Origin of the sequence: Marinobacter sp. CA1, from assembly GCF_020546665.1 — a bacterium.
GTDB classification, from domain to species: Bacteria; Pseudomonadota; Gammaproteobacteria; order Pseudomonadales; family Oleiphilaceae; genus Marinobacter; species Marinobacter xestospongiae.
Genome location: NZ_CP071785.1, coordinates 1,269,411 through 1,290,099, shown reverse-complemented (window position 1 = coordinate 1,290,099; position 20,689 = coordinate 1,269,411). Strand labels below are relative to the sequence as shown.

Below are 20,689 nucleotides of genomic sequence, written 5' to 3'. Positions count from 1 at the left end.
CGGTTAAAATTGAGCGCGCTCATAATGCTAATTTGAGCACGCTCAATTTACAACTTATACTGACCCGGTGTTCCGCTTCACCCAACAGAACCGAAGGCCAGCAGCCACCATGCCAGAACCCAGCAAACGGCAACGCACTCGCCAACAGATCCTCAACGCCGCCTGGCAACTGTTTCGCGAGCAGGGGTACCAGGACACCAGCACCCGCCAGATCGCCCGCGCCGCCGGTGTCGCTGACGGTACTGTATTCAGTCACTTCGCCACCAAGCTGGAGCTGTTACAAGAGGGAATGCGGATTCAGATTGACCAGGTGCTGGCCAATGCCGAGCAACAGGACCGCAGCCACAGCGCCGCCGGCCGGTTACTGCATTTCGCCGACTACCTTTACCGGTTCTACCTGGCACATCGGGAGTTCAGCCGGGAGCTGTTGAAGGAGATCGTCTGGCAGCAGGACTACTTCAGCCCGCAACTGCTGGCCTTCCGGCAACGCCTTGAAGCGGCGGACGACCACCCTGCCCCGGCCCGGGCCGAGGTGATGCTGGACTTGTACTTCATGACCCTGATCCAGGGCCTGAACCACCCCCGGCTGGAAGCCGGGGATCTGCTGGCGACCCTGGCGGGTAAAATGGAGATTCTGGGGAACGGGGTCCCCCAGCAGACAGGTCAGTAACGTAGGAGAGCAGTATGGCAGGGACAGTAAGGTAGGCAGCGACCGTCAGGAACGCCGCCTGCACTCAGCGTTCACGTCAGGCGCTGTCGCCCCAGCTGATGGTTCGGGGCTGATCCTGTCCTTCGGCAAACAGATGGCCGATATCGGGCACCGCGTAGCAACGGTCCCCCCGGCGAGGCTGACGGCGATTGAACTCGGCGTGGCTGATTCCCACCTCCCAGACATCCTCGCTTTGCCAACCCTGGGCTTTGAGCTCCACCCGCACCTCGGAGCCAATCAGGCTGACGGCCTCAATACAGAACGGGAAGTGCGCCTGCTCCGACGGTTCGCTGGTCAGCCGCACTTCATGGGGCCGTAGGTAGAGCTGCGCCTCAGACCCTGCCGGCGATTCCGGCAGACGGACCCAGGCGTCCCCCTGCACCAGCCGGCCTTCCTGGAGCTGGCCGGAGAATTCATTCACCTGCCCCAGGAAGTCGAACACGAACCGGCTTTCCGGTCGCGCGTACAGTTCGGTCGGTGCATTGACCTGCTCCACCCGACCATGACTCATTACCACCACCTGGTCAGACAGCTCCAGCGCTTCCTCCTGATCGTGGGTGACGAACACACTGGTGAAATGGAACTCATCATGCAGGTTACGCAGCCAGCGACGCAGGTCTTTGCGTACCCGCGCGTCGAGGGCGCCAAAGGGTTCGTCCAGCAGCAGGATACGGGGCTTGGTGGCCAGTGCGCGGGCCAATGCCACGCGCTGTTTCTGGCCACCGGACAGCTGGGCCGGATAGCGGTTGGCCAGGTGTGGCAGCTGGATCATCTCCAGAAGACGCCCCACCGTGGCCCGGATCTCCGGCTTTGGCGGCCGCTGCTTCTTGGGCAGGGACTCCAGGCCAAAAGCGATGTTCTGGGCCACCGTCAGATGACGGAACAGCGCGTAGTGCTGGAACACGAAGCCGACATTCCGGTCCCGGACATGAAGCTGACTGATGTCTTCGCCACCGAACAGGATGCGCCCCCGCTCGGCGCTCTCCAGACCGGCGATGATGCGCAGCAACGTGGTCTTGCCGGAACCGGACGGTCCCAGCAGTGCGGTGATCTGCCCTTCCGGAATGGTCAGGGAGACATCATGCAGCGCCTGGAACTGGCCATAGAACTTGTTTACCTGGTCAATCTGGATACTCATTTTTCCGTCCTGTGTTCCGGCTGCTGGTCCCGCTCACGGGCCTGGTGCCATTCCACAAAGCCTTTCACTGCCAGGGTCAGAATGGCAATGGCCGCCAGCAATGAGGCGCTGGCGAAGGCCCCCACAATGTTGTAGTCCTGGTACAGCAACTCGACGTGCAATGGCAGGGTGTTGGTTTCGCCACGGATATTCCCGGACACCACCGATACCGCGCCGAACTCCCCGACCGCACGGGCGTTGGTCAGCACAACGCCGTAGATCAGCGCCCATTTGATGTTGGGCAGGGTGATGTGGCGGAACACCCGCCAACCGGATGCCCCCAGTACCACGCCAGCCTCTTCTTCCTGGCTGCCCTGCTGCTGCATCAGCGGAATCAGCTCCCGGGCCACGAAGGGGCTGGTGACAAACACCGTGACCATCACGATTCCGGGCCAGGCAAACATCAGTTGCAGATCGTACTGCCCCAGCCAGCTCCCCACCCAACCGTTGCGCCCATACAGCAGCAGGTACAACAACCCCGCCACCACCGGTGAGATGGCGAACGGAATGTCGATCAGGGTGATCAGCAGTTTGCGGCCGGGAAACTGGAAGCGGGTCACCGCCCAGGCCAGCGCCGTGCCGAACACCAGGTTCAGCGGCACCGTGACCAGCGCCACGAACAGGGTCAGGCCGATGGCGTGCAGGGTGTACTCATTCCCCAGGTTCGCCATCAGGGTTCCCCAACCAGCACTGAACGCCTGGCTGAAAATCAGCACCAGCGGAATCACCAGCAGCACCAGCGTAATCGACAACGCCAGGCCGATCAGCGTCCACTTGATCAGCGGTTTTGAGCCGACCTGGTGACGGGCGGATTCAGCCATGTTAGCGACCCTCCAGACGGCGCAGGAAGCGGGCCTGCCAGAGGTTGATGGCAAACAGCAGCACCAGTGAGGTCAACAGCACCACCGAGGCGATGGCACTGGCAGCGGCGTAGTCAAACTCCTGCAGCCGCACGTAGATCATCAGACTGGTCACCTCACTGACATAGGGCATGTTGCCAGCGATAAAGATCACCGCCCCGAACTCACCCAGGCTGCGGGTAAACGACAACGCCGCACCGGTCACCAGCGCCGGCCACAGGGCCGGGAAGATTACCTTACGGAAAATGCGGCCATCGGAGGCGCCCAGGCTTATGGCCGCCTCTTCATCCTCCGGCGACAGCTCCTCCAGCACCGGCTGCACCGTGCGCACCACGAAGGGAATGCTGGTGAAGGCCATGGCAACGACGATACCCACGGGGGTGAACGCCACTTCCAGCCCCAGTTTGCTCAACCACTGGCCGTACCAGCCGGTCTCGGCGAACAGGGTCGCCAGGGTTATACCAGCGACCGCCGTCGGCAGGGCAAAGGGCAGATCCACCATGGCGTCCACCAGGCGCTTGCCCGGGAATTCATAGCGCACCAGCACCCAGGCCAGCAGCAGACCAAACAGGGCATTGAACAGGGAGGCCGCCAGGGCCGCGAGCGCAGTCACCTTGTAGGAGGCCACCACCCGCGGATCGCTGATCACAAACCAGAACTGTTGCCAGCTCATGCCAGAGGCTTCCACCACCAGACCGCTTAGGGGCAACAGCAGAACCATGCTGACGAACAGCAGCGAGATACCCAGGCTCAGGGTGAACCCGGGCAGGACCCGCTTATTGCGTTTAACGAGGAAAGGGCGCGGTGTTGCCACAGCGCCCTGGGTGACGGTTTCGGTCACGGAGATGTCCTAGCGACGTTGCAGTTGGTCCAGTTTGCCGCCACTGGCGAAGTGCGTCTGCATGGCGTTTTCCCAACTGCCGGCGATGTCCTGAATGGGCAGCAGTTTGACCTCTGGGAAGCGGTCAGCCACCTCCGCCTTGACGGTCTCATCATGGACCCGGTAGTTGAAGCCGGACAGCAGGCGCTGGGCCTCTTCACTGTACAGGTGCTCCAGGTAGGCCTTGGCCAGATCCAGGTTGCCGTTCTGTTCAGCGTAGTCATCAACCCAGGTCACCGGGAACTCGGCCAGGAAACTGACTTTCGGTGTCACCACCTGGTAGTCGTCGCCCAGTCGGTCAACGATGTTGAGGACTTCCGACTCGAAGGTCAGCAGCACATCACCAATACCACGCTCGATAAAGGTGGTGGTGGCACCGCGGCCGCCGCTGTCGAAGACCTTGACCCGGCCCAGCAGGCTGGAGAGGAAGTCATCGATCCGCTCCTGGTCGTCACCAAAGGTGTCCTGAGCGTAGCCCAGCGCCGCAAGATAGGTATAGCGGGCGTTGCCGGAGGTTTTCGGGTTCGGCATCACCAGATCAACGTCCTCACGGACCAGATCGTCCCAGTTCTCAATGCCCTTGGGATTGTCCTTGCGCACCAGGAAGGCCATGGTGGAGTAGTACGGTGAGCTGTTGTTCGGCAGCCGCTCGGCCCAGTTCTCCGGCAGCAGGTTGCCACGCTCGTGGATGATGTCGATGTCGGTGACCTGGTTGAAGGTCACCACATCGGCCTTCAGCCCCTGGATGATGGCCTGGGCCTGACGGGAAGAACCGGCGTGGGACTGGCGGATGGTGACATCCTCTCCCTGGGTCTCCTGCCAGTAAGCCTGGAACTGTTCGTTGTAGGCAGCGAAGAGTTCACGGGCAATGTCATAGGATGTATTCAGCAGTTCCCGGTCAGCCGCCAGCACAGGCTGTGCCGCCAGGGTGACCGCGACCGCGACACCTTTGAGAAAGTGTTTCATGGTATCTACCCCAGTCCGGTACGTGGAAAATCGTGTAAGGGCGCCTAAGCTACCAGAAGCACTAAAAAACGAAAAAGCATAAAATAGGATATGGTTATTTCTTTTTTGAATTGAATGCCCCGCCCCGCCTCCCTGTCGTAGAGCCATGCAGTCACCGCCCTGAGGCAGGGCATCAGGGCATCAGGCAGACGTCGTTCTTGTTGGCCTTCTTGACCCGATACATCGCCTCGTCCGCTCTGTGGATCAGATCCTGTCCCTGCTGATCTCCGCCCCGACCGGTGCAGATACCAACGCTGGCACCCACCCGCACCGCGTCTCCCGATGCCAGGGTGACAGGCCGGGTAATGGCCTCACGGAACCGCTGCCCGATCTCCAGCACACTGGCTTCCGAGGCGATGTTCTCTGTTACCACCACAAACTCATCGCCGCCAAGCCGTGCGACACAGTCACTGTCCCTCGCCTCCTGCTGAAGCCGTCGGGCAATCGCCTGCAGCAGGATGTCACCCGCTTCGTGGCCATACTGGTCGTTCACCGGCTTGAATCCGTCCAGATCGATCAGGATGACCGCCAACGGTTCATGGCGGCGCTGTGCCCGCTGCAACGCTTTTTCCAGATGGGTCATCAGACCATAGCGGTTGTAGAGCCCGGTCAGCGGGTCCTCCACCACCCGACGCTCCAGCTGTGCCTTGGCCGCTTCCAACTCGGAAGTTCGCAGTGCAACCCGGTGCTCCAGCTCCCGTTCCTGACGCTGCAACGCCAGGACCAGCTGACGCTGGGCCAACTCCTTCTGGCGCTTGAGCTCATTGAAGCGGGCAGCCAGGCCGAAGGACAGCAGGAGCATCTCGATGGCGGAGCCGATCTGGAGGCTGTAGACCGTGAGGAAGTTGGACGGTATCCAGCCCAGGTTGCGCACCGACAGCAGCGCCGTCCCCACCAGCAACAGCAGCCAGGCCAGCAGGTAGATCCGTGCGGCGGGAATCCGGTGGCGGACACCGGCCACGCCACTGGCAATCAGGAACACCGTCGTCAACACGCCCATGGCGGACATGATCTTCAGCGCGCCCTGCACCGGTACCACCAGGGTGGTCAGGGTGGCCCCCCACCAGCAAATCACCATGACCGACAGCACCCGGTCCCAACGCGGCGCGATCCGCCGCATGTCCAGGAAGCTGCGGGCAAACATCACCGCCAAAGTCGCCGCCAGGGTGTAACCGGTGGGCAGGATGCGATTGCCCCACTCCCCGACCAGACCTGGCCACAGCAGCAGCGGCCCCAACCCATTCATGCTGGACGCGGCGATGCCGAAGCTGAACACGAACAGCGAGTAAAGCAGAAAGGTGCGATGCCGAGTGCCGAGAAACAGCAGAAAATTGTAGGTACCCAATGCCACCAGCATGCCGAAGTACAGCGCCAGCCAGACATAGGCCTGATCGCTGTCTTCGTAGAACTCGATGGTCGGCGCCAGCCGGGCGTTGAGCGTCATGCTGGCGTGGGTGGTCACCCGCAGGTACAGGGTTGCCCGTTCGCCGGCGTCGAATGACAGCGGAAACACCGGCTTGCGGTGCGCCACCACACGATCCGCAGGGGTCAGGGTGCGTCCGGAGCGCATCTGCTCAACCGTACCGTCGGTATTGACCCGATACAGCCGGATGTCGTCCAGGTAGGCGTAGGTAAACTCAAGCATCCGATCCAGCCGCTGACTGGATCGGGATTCCACGTCGACCCGCATCCAGTACACGTCTGGCGTATAGCCCTGGTGAAGATCCCCAGCGGCCGCCAGGCGGAAAAGCCCTGTGCCGGCACGCACCTGGTCGAAGCTCAGTTCGCCTCCCGGGTCCCTCAACAACGCGACATAGCCATCCAGGGACTGCGCCAGACCTTCATCCAGCACCAACGGGCGTTCCTCGCTCCAGGCCAACATTGCCAACAGCGCCAGCCACACCACAGCAAGGCACCGAACACCCATACCACAACCACCAGACCGCAAACGCACGTCCCCCTTCCGACCCCGCCGTAGGATCACATGACCCGGCGGCGGGAAGTATAGCGGCTAAGGGATGTTTCCGGCAGGTAAGGCGATGGATTTGTCCGTACCAAATGGTTCGGGGCGGCAACTCACCGCCCCGCACCGGGGGTCAGAAAATTACCGGTTAAGCAGCCACTCAGAACGATCCAGCACCCGGCGATTGATGCGGATTTCAGCGACATCACCAGCGAACAGATTGCCCGGCTCCCCTTCCCAGCTGTTAATGCCAATGGACCAGGGTTGCCCGGGTTCAACCAACAACCCCTGTTGCTCACCCACACCGGTGCGCATCACCAGAGAGCCATCAACGTACATCTGCACCTTTTCACCATCATTGATCAGGGCAATGTGGTACCAGTAGCCGTTCATCACTTCCCAGGACCAGTTATCCGGGCCTTTGCCATTCTGCGAGGTGCTCACCCACTGAAACTCTTTCAAGGACGACACGTTCAGTCCAAGAGATGCATCGCCACCACTGCAATCCACCTGATGGTAGTCGCAAACCCGGGAGATCTGGGGACGATGGTTGAGGATACCCGACCACTTGTTATCTTCAGACGACCAATCCTCCGGCAATCTGACGATTGCTTCGATGGTGTAGGTTGGCAGGTAGCCCGCATTCCCCGATTCACTGGTACTGAAGGTCAGCCCGGGTGCTTCGGTGGTCAGGTAGTACCCGCCAACACGGTTATTGCCACGGAAACTGGCGGCACCATCAGCATACCCAAAGGGAGCCGGCTCATTCGTCAGGCTGAAGTAGTTCGAAAGGTCGCCCTGGGGATCATTGAAAGACGCCAGATGCAGGCTGTTGCCGTTACCGGAGGCATCGAGGAACTCGACGTTTCCATTGGTGGTGGTTGCACGGTGGGCCTCATCCAGAATCCAGTAGGCCTGGGTGCCGTCAATATTGCCGGGTTCGTCGTCCACAGCACCTTGGTTGAAGGCACTGAAGCGGGCATCAAAATCCATTGGCACACTGAACTCCCAACGGGACAGCTCATCCTGTGGCTGGCGTTGCCCCTCGGGAATCGCTGCCACCCATGGTGAGAAGGAACGAAAATCCAGCTCGTCGTTGGCGGCGTCAAACCCCACCAGCTGCATCATGCCATTCCCGCCCCAGAAGCCGGATTGGTAGTCCACTACAACAATCACCACATCGCGGCCATAGTCGTTCTTGCCCACCATCATTGCCTCGCCATGGTGGTGACCGTTAAACGTCAGAAAAATCTGGTCGTTACTGCGAATCAGACGATCCCACAGCATGGCACCATGATCGGTGAAGATCGCCGTTTCGCCGTCACCCGCAATATTGAGCAACTGGTGAGTGGTGAGAATCACGGGCAAGTCCGGATGCTGATCCAGCACTGACTGGGCCCAGGTGACGGTCTGCTCCGAAGACCGCCAGTCCAGCGCCAGTACCAGATACTCCCGGCCACCGGCTGAGAATATGTGGTAACTACTGAACCCTGTGCTGTCTGTGCCCTGGAACGTGGTGAAGTTGCCAGCCTGCAATGACGCCGGGAAATGGTTGAGGTAAGGCTCCGACGCCAGCGACCTTTCATTGTCCCACTGGCTGCTGTCCATTACATCGTGGTTTCCAGGCAGCACACTGTAGGGAGTATCAGCATTGGCTTCCAGCACCTGCATGGCCTGTCGGGCATAGGTCCACTCGGAGGGCTCGTCCGCCTGATCAACCACGTCGCCCAGGTGAACGGTGAAGGCAACCCCTTCCTGCCGGTAGTTGTCGGCAATCCATTGAGTTTGGGCCAGAAACCGCTCTGGCGAATAGCGGGCATACTTCTGGGTATCTGGAATGACCGCCAGGGTAAAATTTGCGTCACTGTCGACCACCGGTCCTGTGGTGCTGTTTCCAGAGCTGCCGTCACCACCACAGGCAGACAACATCAGACTCATGGCGATGGGCAATCCGCCCCGCCACCACGCATTGCGGGATAGACACTTCATAGTGAGACTCCTGACTATCGAATGAACGAAGCGCCACCCTAGCCAGAAGACGTTAAAGTTGTATGAATATAAAGCCAAGAAACTTCAAAGAATAAAAACATCAAAACAAAATATAAAATAGTCAAATTTTCATTTATAAGTGAATCTATATTTTATATCCAAACCTTTCAGCTCTATTGGCCTGCCAGACAATCACTGGGATTACGCAGCGGACAGGCAGTGAGGGAAAGACACCCGCAACCAATACACTCTCCCAACTGATCCCGCAACATGGAGAGATCGTGGATCTTGCGATCCAGCAGATCCCGCCAGCGACTGGACATGGCCTCCCACTGCGCCGGCGTCGGAGCCTCGTTGGACGGCAAGGCATCCAGCGCCACCTTGATGTCCCTGAGGGGTACGCCGGTCTGCTGGGCGATCTTGATGATCGCCACCCGACGCAGCACATGGCGGGAATAGCGGCGGTGGTTGGCGTTGTTACGCCAGCCGTGAATCAACCCTTCAGCTTCATAGAAATGCACCGCCGACACCGCAATCTCGCAACGTTTTGCCACCTCCCCCGCACTCAGGGCCTGCTTGCGGCTGTCGATTTTACGGCTCGGTAACTTTCGAAACTCCATGGCTTGACCTCAAGTTGACTTGAGGTTTTAGAGTGCCGTTCCTACACCCCCCTTGGCAAGCACAAAGGAACGTTATGGAACACACCTTGCAACCCCCCGCTCGGACATCCCTGTCCCTGCTGACCTTCACCGGCCTGTGCGTGCTGGTCGGCCTCAACCTGCGGCCATCGCTGGCCGTCATCGGGCCACTGACCGAACATCTCCAGCTCGCCCTGGCGATGAACTACACCCAGATCTCCCTGCTCACACTGTTGCCAGTACTGGTGATGGGCCTTGGCTGTTTCGTCGCCATGCCGCTGGCCCGCCGCCTGGGGGTGCATCAACTGGTGGGCATTGCCCTGGTGCTGATTGCACTGGCTGACCTGATGCGACTGTTCGATCTGGGGTGGTTGGCGTTCCTGTCCACCGCACTGCTCGGTGGTGCCGGCATCGCCCTGGTCCAGGCATTGATGCCCGCGATCATCAAACGCCAGACCGGCGAACGCATGGCCATCACCATGGGCTGGTACATCACCGCCATCATGTGCGGCGCGGCGCTGTCCTCTACTCTGGCTCCGATTCTCACCGACACTCTGGACAGCTGGCGTCACAGCATGGCGAGCTGGGGACTGCTGGCAGCCGTCGCAGCGCTGTTCTGGCAGGGCAATCGTCGTGGTCTGGCGCTGCCGGCGGAACACCGCAGCCACTCACCCCAGCCAACGCTGGTGCCTGGACGCAGCGCCGCCCTGGCCGTGTTTTTCGCACTGGCGGGCACCGGCTATGTATGTGTGCTGGCCTGGCTGCCTCCCTACACCATGGATCTCGGGTTCAGCGCGGTGGAATCCGGTTACCTGCTGGGGTACCTGACCTGCGTGGAAGTGGTGGCAGGCCTGCTGTTTCCGTCTCTGGCCCAACGCAGTACCGACCGGCGACCAGTAATTTTTCTGGTACTGGGCCTGACCATGGTGGGCTTTCTGGTACTGGCCCTGATGCCGCAGACCCCGTCCATCCTGGTGCCGCTGACGCTGCTGGGGCTGGGTATTGGCGGGCAGTTCCCGCTGGCAATGATTGTGGCGATGGATCACCATCCCGACCACCAGGTGGCTGGTCAGATCGTCGGACGGGTTCAGGGTTATGGCTACACCCTGGCGGCCTTCACGCCGTTGCTGGCAGGGGTCACACGAGACCTGCTGGGGACATTCGTCGATGTCTGGCTGGTATTGGCCGCCGCCTACGTCCTGCTGTTCCTGTTGGCGGCAGAGTTCAACCCCCGCCACTATCACCGGCAGTTCCGGTGATAGTGGCGGGGGCCGATGGAAGGAGCAAAAGCCCCGGTTACTTCACCAGTCCCTGGGCCCGCGCCATGGCGTAGGCCGCCCGGGGGCCGGTCCACAGGGATGGCAGGATGATCAGCGACACCGGAATGGCGGTCAGCACGATAAACTGCTGCAGCACCCCGATCTGACCGCTGCCCATGTACAACAGAATCGCCGCCATGATCGCCATGGCCGCACCCCAGAAGGTCCGTACCAGAAAGTGGGGCTCGTCATGGCCGGTACCAACCATGGCAATGCAATAGCTCATGGAATCACCGGTGGTGGCAACGAAGATGGTGGTCAGCAACAGGATCGCCGCCGCCATAAAGGTGCCACCTGGCAGAGCCTGAGCCACAGTCAGGGTGGCCACATCGAAGGAGAAGGCATTCAATGCTTCGGTCAGGTCAATGGCACCGCTGAGCTGATAGAACACACCGCTGCCGCCGAGCAGGGTAAACCAGATGGTGGTGGCGATCGGCGCCAACAGCGAAATGGCCAGGATGGTTTCGCGGATGGTGCGGCCTCGGGAGATCCGTGCCACAAAGATGGACATCAGCGGGGTATAGCCAATGAACCAGGCGAAGAAGAATACCGTCCACCATTTCATCCACCAGTCCGGGGCGGTTTCCGAGGTCACGGTGGCCATATCAAAGAATGAGGTCATGTACTCCCCCAACCCGGACAGATAGCTGTTGGTAAGGAACAGCGTCGGGCCGAAGACGAAGATCACCGCCGCAATCACTAACGCCAGCACCACGTTGAAACGGCTGAGCAACTGGATACCGCGATGGACGCCGCTCATTGCGGACGTCATGTAAACCCCTGCCAGAATGGCGAGGATCACCAACTGGGCACCATAGCTGTCGGCAAAGCCGAACAGTTCGTGCAGCCCAAAGCTCATCTGGGTCGCCAGAAAGCCGATCGGCCCCACCGTGCCGGCCACCACGGCAATCACACAAAGCGCGTCCACCACGCCGCCAACCCAGCTGGTCAGGATCCGTTCACCAAACACCGGGTACAACAGGGTACGGGGTTGCAGTGGCTTGCCCTGAACGTAGTGGGCATGGGCCAGCACCAAAGACGTCAGCGAACCAAGCACCGCCCAGGCCAGCAAGCCCCAGTGCATGAACGACTGCGCCAGTGCCGGCGCCACGGCCTCCGCGGTCGCCGCCTCGGTATCGAACACCGGCGGCGTCACCACAAAGTGGTAGACCGGTTCACCCGCGGCAAAGAACACGCCGCCACCGGCCAGCAGCGTACAAAGGATCATCGCCAGCCAGCGGAAGGTACCGATCTCCGGCTTCGCCAGATCCCCCAGCCGGGCCGCGCCCGCCTGACTCAGGGCAACGCCCATGGCGATGAAGAACGTCAGCAGCAGCAGGAGCTGAAAAAACGATCCCAGATTCTTCGCGGTCCAGGCAAATCCCTCGCCTATCTGTGTAGCCACCCATTGCGAATCAGCCAGTGAAAAGCCGATGAAGGCAATGATGAATCCCATGGTGAGAATCAGAACAACCGGATCACCCAGGTGATGCCAGCGGGATGGTGCAGCGGAAGAGCCAGACGCTGCCGACGAGAGAGTGGTCATAAAAAAGCCAGTTTTTTGCAAATGGCCGCGCACCCTAAAGGCCACGGCCATTGGCTTCAACCGGTATTTCCCCTGACACGGGGGGATTGGGCTACCAGGGAGGCTCCCATTAACTCCGAATCGTCCCTGCGCGATCCGGAGTTAATCTGAGGTTCCCTAGAACTGATAACTCAGACGGCCATACACCGAGCGGGGCTCGCCCGGCATGCTGGAGGAGCGCCAGTAGTCAGTATCCAGCAGGTTGTGCACCGCCAGGGTGGTGCTCCAGTCACGCCACTGCCAGCCCACCATCGCATCAACACGGGTAAAGCCGTCCAGGTGCGCGGCGGAGCCGTCGCGGTTGTAGTTGTAGCGGTCACCCAGGTGAGTCACGCCCAGCTCGCCGTACCACTGATCGTCCGGCACATAGCGCACAAAGGCATTGCCAGTGACGTTGCTGGTGTTGTCCAGATGGCGCCCTTCCTCAGCCGGATCGGCGACATTATCAACCACCTTCGCGGACATCACCCCTACCGAGCTGCGCAGGAACCAGTGATCAACGATCTGGCCAATCAGGCTCAGCTCAATACCCCGGGAACGCTCCTGGCCCCGCTCCGCCCAGCGGAACGGGTCGTTGTCCGGGTCAGGACGGTAACGGATGTTGCGGTGTTCGATCTGGTACAGCGACACCGTGGAAGTGAGTCGTTGATCCAGCCAGTCACTTTTCAGGCCGATCTCGTACTGGCGGTTTTCCTCAGGATCGGTGTTGAAGGTGTCGCTGTCGGCGGTGGCACTGATGCCGAGGTAACCCTGGCCGCCATAGGGCGAGAAACTCTGGCTGTAGGAAGCGTAGGCGGTATGGTCCCGGGCGAGGTCCCAGACCACACCGGCGCTGGGGCTGAATACTGTGTCGTCATAGCGGTTGCTGACATCATCAATGTTGGTGGTCTGGAACTCGTAGTCATCGATGCGGGCGCCCAACATCACCTTCAGCGCCGGAGTCAGCCCGATCAGATCCTGCACGAACAGCGATTGGGTCTCGGTCTCATGGACGTTGTCGAAGCGGATCGGTGCATTGGCCCGGTCCGGGCGCGGCCAACTGGACGGATCACGGGGATCAATGTTCACCAGGCCGCTGACGAAGCCAACCTTGGGCACCCGCTCTTCACGGCTGTCCTCCAGGCCCAGGGTAATCTTGTGACTCAACGGACCTGTCGTCACCTCACCGGTCAGGCGCAGGGTGTTGGTCAGCGTCTTGTTGTCGGTTTCCTGCCAGGCGTAGTTGCGGGACAGCAGGCCGTCATCTTCGCTGTAGCGGCCAGCGTAATGGTGATCAAAGTTCTGCTCGGCCTGGCGGTAGCCGATCAGCCAGCTGATTTCCCAGTCATCGGCAAACTGGTAACCGAGGCTGGAACGGACAAAATGCAGGGTATCCTCAACGTAATCCCCGGGGTGGGCGAAGCCGGTGTGGTAGTCGATCCCCATGAGATCGTAGTCCGACTTGCTCGGCCCACGGTCCGGTACTCGCCAGGCGTTGTCATAGGTGTATTGGGCTTCCCACGTCAGGCGACCATCGTCGGAGGCCACCAACACGCTGGGTGACAGCATCTCATTCTCGCTTTCGATGCCGGAGCGGAAGGCGTTGGCCCGGCCAATCTCACCGGTAAGCCGAACCGCCACGTTGTCGTTCACCACCTCGTTCACATCCAGCGTTGCGCTGCGATCGGCCCAGGAACCGTAGTTGACACCCACGACCCGTGTGGGCGTGAAGTTGGCGGACTTGCTCACCAGGTTGATCACCCCGCCACCGGTGCTGCGCCCGTAGAGTACCGACGCCGGCCCCTTGAGAATCTCGACCCGCTCGATGTTGGCGGTGCTCCGTCGCACCTGGCCACTGGAGCGGATTCCGTCCCGGTAGATGTCGTTGGCGTCTGCCTTGAAGCCCCGCAGAAAGATGTTCTCCCCGCGCATGTCGTAGCTGGCATCCACACCGGCGTTGCCCTCAAGGATCGAGCTGAGGTCATTGGTGCCGTAGTTCTTGTTCTTCTGGATGTTGATGACATCGATGGTCTGGGGTACCTCGCGAATCGTCAGATTGTTGCGGGTGACGTTCGCCTCTTCGTAGCCAACGTACCCCTTGGTCTGACTCAGTTCCGACGTCGCCTCCACCAGCAGCGTCGGCAGAGTGGCGGTGTATCCCGGGCTGTCAGCCACAGCAGAGACCGGCTGGGCCAGCCCGGCAACGAACAGAGTTAGAGTAATCGTAGGGTGAGCGGGTTTGACACGCATGGTTGCGGGATACCTCGTTGATCCGGTCATCGAATGGCCATGAGGCAGCCCTGGTCCGACCGCCTCAAATTTCGGGCGGCAAACCTACCACAATTTAATAATAATACAAATGAGAATTGTTGTTATTTGGTGATTGAGCAAAGCCTGCACTTGCCGTCCTGAGGCCGGCCACGGGAATCCGAGAGTCGGTAACTGACCGACCAGTAAAGGAAAAACGCCCCGCTGACCTACTGCGTCGTTTTGAGGAGATGGTCAGGCCGCTGGGAATCTGGCCTCTGCCTGGACTTCGTTCATCTTGCGCAGGACCAAAGGCACAAACAGCGCGAAGCGAGCGTTGAACTCCTGCTGGGTCAGCGCCATTTCCAGATTGTTGACCATCGTCACCCAGCAGAACGCCAGGTTGTCTTCCAGATCGTCACCGTTGGCGTCAATCTCGAAATCCAGCGCTTTGAGCAGATTCAGATGATCCCCGCGGGACAGGTAATCGGTGGTGCGCAGAAGTGCCAGTGCCTTCAGGAAGAAGGGCCTGGTTTTCATGAGGTTAGTGGCGAGGTAAGACTCCTCGGGCGCCATGCCCTGAAGGGTCTCGAATACATCGGCCATGCAGTTCTGGATGTCGGCGTCGATGGATTCAGGCAGGTTTTCAATTTGCATGGATAACATCCCCTGTTACTGCGGATATCCGCTGTTCAGATACCAATACCACCCAGGGAATCGGCGCCGGCATCTTAACACGATCAGCTGTCACGTCTTATACGAAGAAGTGACGATCGTGGCTCAGACACCGGAACCTGAGAGGGTCGCTGATCAGCACGTGACCAGCGCCCGGAAGCCATCAGGACAACCAGCCGAAGCGGTCTTCCACTCGACCGAACTGCAGGTCGGTCAGGGCCTGGCGAAGCTTCTGGGTGTGCGGACCCATGCTGCCGTCGCCAACCACCAGGCGCTCACCACGGCACAGCAGGTAACCAACACCGGACAACACCGCGGCAGTGCCGGACAGGAACGCCTCACCGTCCTTGATCCAGTCCTGGATATCGTCAACGGTAAAGTCCTCTTCACGGACCTCGTAGCCCAAGTCTTTTGCCACGGTGATCACCGAATCCCGGGTAACACCGTCGAGGAACGAGGGCGCCAGCGGTTTGGTCAGCAGGCAGTTGTCCTTGAGCAGGAAGAAGTTGGACGCGCCGGTTTCCTGAACGTCACCGCCAGGGCAGAACAGCACCTGATCCGCACCTTCATTCTCCCGCGCTTCAATCACTTGCCGCAGGGCAGCGGCGTAGTTGCCACCGGTCTTGGTCTGGCCGGTGCCGGGCGCACAGCGCATGGCTTCCTCTTCCACCTTGATGGTCAGCGCCTTGGCGCCACCGGTGAAATAGTCACCCACCGGCGAGCCCAGCACGTACAGCAGGGCATCGCGGGACGGTGCGCCGGCGGCACCAATGTTCGCCTCGGTGCCGATCAGCGTAGGCCGCAGATACAGCGCCTTGGGCGGCTCCGGCATTTCGGCGTCACACTCCGCCAGCATCTCACGGACCATGCTTTCCACCACCTGTTCACCGGGGAACGGCAGGTACAGCTGCTGGGCGCTGCGGCCGAAGCGGGCCATGTGACGATCCAGCCGGAACACACGGGTATGACCATCCGGCGTACGGTAGGCTTTCATACCCTCGAAACAGGTACTGGCGTAATGCAGGACGTGAGCAGCAGGGTGCAGGGAGATCGGCGCCACCGGTACAACCCTGGCCGGCTGCCAGACACCGTCAATGCATTCGGCCACCGCCATCTTCGAAATAAACTCTGTTCCAAAGGCCCCGGTCTGCCGTGGTGCCTGTGCCTTGTTGGGGGACGAATCCGCCATTCTCTGCTCCTCCCGATACGCAACCTGATGTCTTGATAAGCCCACCATTATGACCCTTCATGGCCCGGAAAAACAGACACAGAATTGACCTTGGCGGGGGTCACAGAGCCAGAACAGGTCCCATCGCAACAGGATCGCAAGCGTTACCCGGCAGCCTGACACCCCGGTCGACCGCGGAAGCTAAGGACCAGTGCCAGGCACCCTAGCAACGCAGCCAGCATCATTGCGGCGCCGTAGCCTGCAAAAGCAGCCAGGGCGGTGGCGAAACTGCCGACCAGAATTTCCCCCAGCACCTGACAGCCCTGATACAGTGAATAATCCGTTGCTGGCTGCTCGCCACGCTGGGCAAACCCCATCAGCAGCGCGTAGATGGCAACCGAAACAACACCGGTCCCCGTACCACTGACCAACGTTGCCAGCCAAACCGCGCTGACATTTAGATCCTGCTGGAGCGCCAACCAGCGCCAGAGGCCAGTACTCACCAACACCAGCAGCAGCCCCAGGGTGAGGGTCTGCCACTGACCCGCGAAACGCATCAGCCAAGCCGCCAGCACACAACCCGCCACAATCATCAGCGAACTGCCCACGCCGGTAATCACACCCACCCGAGCCAGAGGCCAGCCAGCGTCCACCAAAATCAGTTTGGCCAAGGCAAAGAGCACTGCGCCAGCCAGCGTCGAGATCATGGCCAGCACCAGCATGAACACCCCCCGCTCCCGTTGAAAGGCCTGCCGCAACGATGCCCGCACATGACGACCGGCGAAGGCCGCGGCCGGTTCCTGCCAAACCCACACAGGCACGCTGCACACCATCATTAGTAGCGCCAGCACCAGCAACCCAAATCGGACGCCAAAGCCATCAGCCACCACCATCACTCCTGGGCCGCCAATCAGCATGCCAACCATGAAGGCAGCCACCTGAAGCACGTTGGCGGCATTCAGGCTCTGCCCCGTCAGGGCATCAGCGGCCAAGCCATCACTGGCCACATCCTGGGTCGCTGCCAACAGCGAGGCCAGAGCCACCAGGCCGAGCAGTGTGCTGGCCTGGTCCAGCCCGAACGGCACCAGAGCCATAATGACCAACGTCAGGGTCAATAACACCTGAGCGGGTACCAGCCAGCTGCGGCGACGTCCCCAGCGTGGCGACCAGTGGTTCTCCATCCAGGGCGCCCACAGCATCTTCACCACCCAGGGCAGACTTGCCAGGGGCACCATCGCCAGGAACTCAAGGGATGCCCCGGCATCCCTAAGCATTGCCGGCAAGGCGTGGAACACCAACCCCATCGGCAGTCCCTGGGCTAGGTACAACAGCGCCAGCATCGGTAGTAATCGAGCGGAACGGGTGGCAACAGCCATCAGAATGACAGCCCCAGCCGCAGGCCCAGGGTTCGCGGAGCACCAGCCACGACCATGCCATTGTTCATAGCCCTGACGTAGTAGTCCTCATCGAGCAGATTTTTGCCAAACACTGAGACTTGCCAATCTGGCCGGTAATAGCCCGCCATTGCATCCACCTGGGTGTATCCAGGACTCTTGATCGCGGTATTGCCATACACCTGTGTCGAACCCTGCCGGGTCGCCGATGTACCCAGCCGCCAGCCCGAAGCCGGCTGCCAGCTCAAAGCCAGGCCATAACTGTAGCGGGGCGCATTCGGGAAGCGATTACCAGCCAAATCCTCGCCCTGATTCCGATAACGATCATACTCCGCTTCCAGCAATGCCCCGCGAACCTGAACCCGTACCATATCGGTAGGCCAAACACTGCCCTCAAGCTCCAGTCCAGCGCTGTGTGAGCGTCCGGCGTTGGTCGTCATGGTCGCGTTCTGATCGTTCACCACGACGACCTGCTGATCAGTCAGCTTCATATAGAACAGATTACCGCTGAGCTGCCACGCACCATCCGGGTCCTGCAGCCGCTGCCCCAGCTCCACATAGTTGCCGAACTCGGCATCGAACTCGGTATTGGCAATAGCCTCGCTACCGGTGAACAGATTGAAACCGGATGCCTTGTACCCACGAGCCAGAGTCAACCAACGGTAGCTGGAGTGGCCATCGCGATGTGCCAGAGTAAAGCGCGGCAACAGCACCCGGTCAGTGGCCTTAATGTCCTCCAGTTGCCGGATCTGCTCAAATGGAGTCTCTGGCGTACCGTCACCGTCGGCATCTATCAGGCCTCGGTTTAGCGCATGCCAGTCCATTTCCCGATGATTAAACTCCAGCCTCAACGCTGCAGCGACCCGCCAGCCGCTGCCAAAACGCCAACCGCCCTCTCCGAACAGTACAGCGGTTTGCCCGGTAACATCGGAGTGAGTTTTGCTCGTGTAAGCCGACCCCATGTCAAAGGTATAGGGCGCCTCACGTGCACTGTGGGACACGAAGCCGCCCAACAGCCAGTCCAGTTCACCATGCAAGCCATTGAACCGCGTCTCCAGACTGCTCTGGCGCCCCTCCATGTGGTATCCCGAGCGGGCATCGAAGAGCGACGCCGGCACCCAGTAACGCCAATCGTAGGAACTGCTGCCCAGCGTCGTCACCCAGTCCCCTCCAGTCTCCAGCGGACGTCGGTACTCGCCAGTCACCAACGCAAACCAGACATCGTTCTGGCCCGAGTCACCGGCCATGGATTGGTGGTCATCGGCTTGATCCTGACTGGCAAAATAATCATTGCCACCGTCGTGATCCATCAGGTGGAGTCCAAGGTGCCATTGCCCGCCGGCCTCATCGAGATGACTCAACCGCACGCGACCAAAACCCGAGGCCCAATCCGCCGTATCGTTCCGGTCAAGCATCTGGTTGTCGGTATAGCCGTCAGCCCACTCTCCCCCCAATGCCAGTCGGACCGCGGTGCGCTCAGACATCACCAGGTTAGTCGTCAACTCTCCACGCCTGCGATTGCCGGTGCCATACTCAAACTTCAGAGCACTCGCCGTCTCCGCCTGCGGCGCCTGTGTCGCCACTGCCATCACACCGGCCATGCTGTTCTGGCCATACAGTGTACTCTGGGGCCCCCGCAGCAGCTCCACCTGATCCAGATCGAACAGCTGCCCCAAGGCCAGACCGAAGACCGGTACACCATCAATCAGCACGCTGCTGCTGACACTGTCAGACTCATCGTCCGAGAACCCCAGCCCGCGGAACACCAGTTGAGGGGTATGGCCGGTAAAGCTGGTGAGATAGAGATTGGACTGACGCTCCGCAAGGTCCCCAAGGGTGCTGTAGCGATAGTCTTCGACAGTGTCGCCTTCAGTTACCGTTACACCGGTCGGGGTATCAAACTCAGTGGTACCCAGTTTGCTGGCAGTTACAGTCAACGCCGGGAGCGAATGTGCTGCCTGGTCATCAGTTGTGTTTGCGGAGACCGCCAATGGCGCGGTGAGCAATGCAACGGCCAGGGAGGGCCGGGAGAGGATCTTGGTCATGGACTTCTCGACTTGGGTGCGTTCGAATACGTTGCCTGACCAAGACGATATTGATTATTACTTGCAACAACCACCCGAAACGGGTTTGCCCATGCCCCGATCCGGATGGCGATAGCGGTTGGCGGGGCATCAGGCCATTCTGGAGCGGGCCCGGATATCCCGAGGCAGACAGCCGAAATGCTTCCGGAAGCAAGCGCTGAAATGGCTAATGTTGGAGTAACCCACCGCCACAGCCGTCTCGGTGACGGAATGACACTCCAGCAACTGCCGGGCCCGCTCCATCCTGTGTCGCAGGAAGCAGGCGTAAATACTGTCGCCGTACAACAATCGAAATCCGCGCTTGAGACGAAGTTGGCCAAGCCCGACTTCCCTCGCCAGCGCGGCTATCGTTGGGGGCGTCGTGAGATCCTGCAGCAGCAGGGCCCGGGCCCTGGCGAGCTGTTGTCGCTCCTGGCGCGGCAAGCCACTGTCTCGGGCTTGATTGAAGCTCTGCAACTGCCACCCCAGAAACTCCAGCGCCGCCGCCTGCCGCAACAGCGGCGATATGTCCGGCTGCCGTAACACCCGCGCCAGTGACCGTGCTGAACGGTCAGCTTCCGGGCAACCGGGGCCGACACGGAAACAGAACCCCTCACGGATATGTAGCGCCAGGGCTTCGTACTCATCCCCCGCCAGTTCGGCGAGAAGCTGGGGCCGGACCATTAACTCAATGTTCTGGTATCGCGGTGACAGCTGCAACTGAAAACGGGCCTGCGGGGCGTAGCTGGCCAACAGGTTGCCAGCCCCCAACTGGTGACTCTGCCCCGACCAACCGACCTCAGCTCCGCCTTCGAACAAATAACTGAAGTGGATCAGATCCTGATCGTTCTCCGCCGCCAGCACAAACTGTTCGGGGGCCTCGAAGGACACCAGGGATACCATCAGATCCCGCATCAGGGACGTTGATTCAACCTCGGATCGGACACCGACAAAGCTTGCCGCATGAGTGTCGGCAAAGAACTCCGACGCTTTGAGTTTTAGCATACCGCTAGTTCCCTGCCATGAATCAAATAAAAA

Annotated in this window: 16 protein-coding genes; 2 read left to right on the top strand and 14 right to left on the bottom strand. The window is 60.5% G+C overall.

What is annotated here, in order from left to right:
* The first annotated feature begins 109 nt into the window (after positions 1-109).
* Positions 110-670, top strand: a complete 561-nt coding sequence (locus tag J2887_RS06005; protein ID WP_227175043.1) for a TetR/AcrR family transcriptional regulator — start codon at positions 110-112, stop codon at positions 668-670.
* 76 nt (positions 671-746) lie between these two features.
* On the opposite strand, the gene J2887_RS06000 is transcribed toward J2887_RS06005, so the two are convergent.
* From J2887_RS06000 to soxR, 7 genes are all read right to left on the bottom strand, one after another.
* The gene (locus J2887_RS06000; RefSeq protein WP_227175042.1) at positions 747-1,847 is read right to left on the bottom strand and encodes a sulfate/molybdate ABC transporter ATP-binding protein; all 1,101 of its coding nucleotides are present in this window, start codon (positions 1,845-1,847) and stop codon (positions 747-749) included.
* Positions 1,844-2,707, bottom strand: a complete 864-nt coding sequence (gene cysW / locus J2887_RS05995) for a sulfate ABC transporter permease subunit CysW (RefSeq protein ID WP_227175039.1) — start codon at positions 2,705-2,707, stop codon at positions 1,844-1,846. Before cysW ends, J2887_RS06000 begins: the two co-directional genes overlap by 4 nt.
* Before the next feature lies 1 nt (position 2,708).
* The gene (gene cysT / locus J2887_RS05990; RefSeq protein ID WP_227176059.1) at positions 2,709-3,560 is read right to left on the bottom strand and encodes a sulfate/thiosulfate ABC transporter permease CysT; all 852 of its coding nucleotides are present in this window, start codon (positions 3,558-3,560) and stop codon (positions 2,709-2,711) included.
* Between the two features lie 36 nt (positions 3,561-3,596).
* Positions 3,597-4,592, bottom strand: a complete 996-nt coding sequence (gene cysP, locus J2887_RS05985; RefSeq protein WP_227175037.1) for a thiosulfate ABC transporter substrate-binding protein CysP — start codon at positions 4,590-4,592, stop codon at positions 3,597-3,599.
* A gap of 172 nt (positions 4,593-4,764) precedes the next feature.
* A complete protein-coding gene (locus tag J2887_RS05980) occupies positions 4,765-6,558 on the bottom strand; it encodes a diguanylate cyclase (RefSeq protein ID WP_227175035.1) in 1,794 nt (597 codons plus the stop codon).
* Between the two features lie 177 nt (positions 6,559-6,735).
* The gene (locus J2887_RS05975) at positions 6,736-8,583 is read right to left on the bottom strand and encodes a LamG-like jellyroll fold domain-containing protein (RefSeq protein ID WP_227175033.1); all 1,848 of its coding nucleotides are present in this window, start codon (positions 8,581-8,583) and stop codon (positions 6,736-6,738) included.
* A gap of 173 nt (positions 8,584-8,756) precedes the next feature.
* Positions 8,757-9,203, bottom strand: a complete 447-nt coding sequence (gene soxR, locus J2887_RS05970; protein ID WP_227175031.1) for a redox-sensitive transcriptional activator SoxR — start codon at positions 9,201-9,203, stop codon at positions 8,757-8,759.
* 74 nt (positions 9,204-9,277) lie between these two features.
* On the opposite strand from soxR, the gene J2887_RS05965 reads away from it, so the two are divergent.
* On the top strand, positions 9,278-10,480 hold the full coding sequence (locus J2887_RS05965) for an MFS transporter (RefSeq protein ID WP_227175028.1): 1,203 nt from the start codon (positions 9,278-9,280) through the stop codon (positions 10,478-10,480).
* 37 nt (positions 10,481-10,517) lie between these two features.
* Here the strand turns inward: J2887_RS05965 and J2887_RS05960 are convergent, their stop codons facing one another.
* The 7 genes from J2887_RS05960 to J2887_RS05930 all read right to left on the bottom strand — a co-directional run bounded on the left by J2887_RS05960 (position 10,518) and on the right by J2887_RS05930 (position 20,656).
* Entirely contained in the window at positions 10,518-12,086 is a 1,569-nt protein-coding gene (locus J2887_RS05960) for a BCCT family transporter (protein WP_227175026.1), read from the bottom strand.
* Positions 12,087-12,242: 156 nt separating this feature from the next.
* Positions 12,243-14,354, bottom strand: a complete 2,112-nt coding sequence (locus J2887_RS05955; RefSeq protein ID WP_227175024.1) for a TonB-dependent receptor — start codon at positions 14,352-14,354, stop codon at positions 12,243-12,245.
* A 252-nt stretch (positions 14,355-14,606) separates the two neighbouring features.
* Entirely contained in the window at positions 14,607-15,008 is a 402-nt protein-coding gene (locus J2887_RS05950; protein WP_227175019.1) for a hypothetical protein, read from the bottom strand.
* A 181-nt stretch (positions 15,009-15,189) separates the two neighbouring features.
* Entirely contained in the window at positions 15,190-16,215 is a 1,026-nt protein-coding gene (locus tag J2887_RS05945; RefSeq protein ID WP_227175017.1) for a branched-chain amino acid aminotransferase, read from the bottom strand.
* Positions 16,216-16,358: 143 nt separating this feature from the next.
* Complete coding sequence (locus J2887_RS05940) at positions 16,359-17,570, bottom strand: MFS transporter (RefSeq protein ID WP_227175012.1); 1,212 nt, start codon at positions 17,568-17,570, stop codon at positions 16,359-16,361.
* Complete coding sequence (locus J2887_RS05935; protein WP_227175009.1) at positions 17,570-19,633, bottom strand: TonB-dependent receptor; 2,064 nt, start codon at positions 19,631-19,633, stop codon at positions 17,570-17,572. The genes J2887_RS05940 and J2887_RS05935 overlap by 1 nt, the downstream gene beginning before the upstream one ends.
* A gap of 129 nt (positions 19,634-19,762) precedes the next feature.
* Positions 19,763-20,656 (bottom strand): AraC family transcriptional regulator, encoded by an 894-nt coding sequence (locus tag J2887_RS05930; RefSeq protein ID WP_227175004.1) that lies wholly within the window; start codon positions 20,654-20,656, stop codon positions 19,763-19,765.
* Positions 20,657-20,689: the final 33 nt, after the last annotated feature.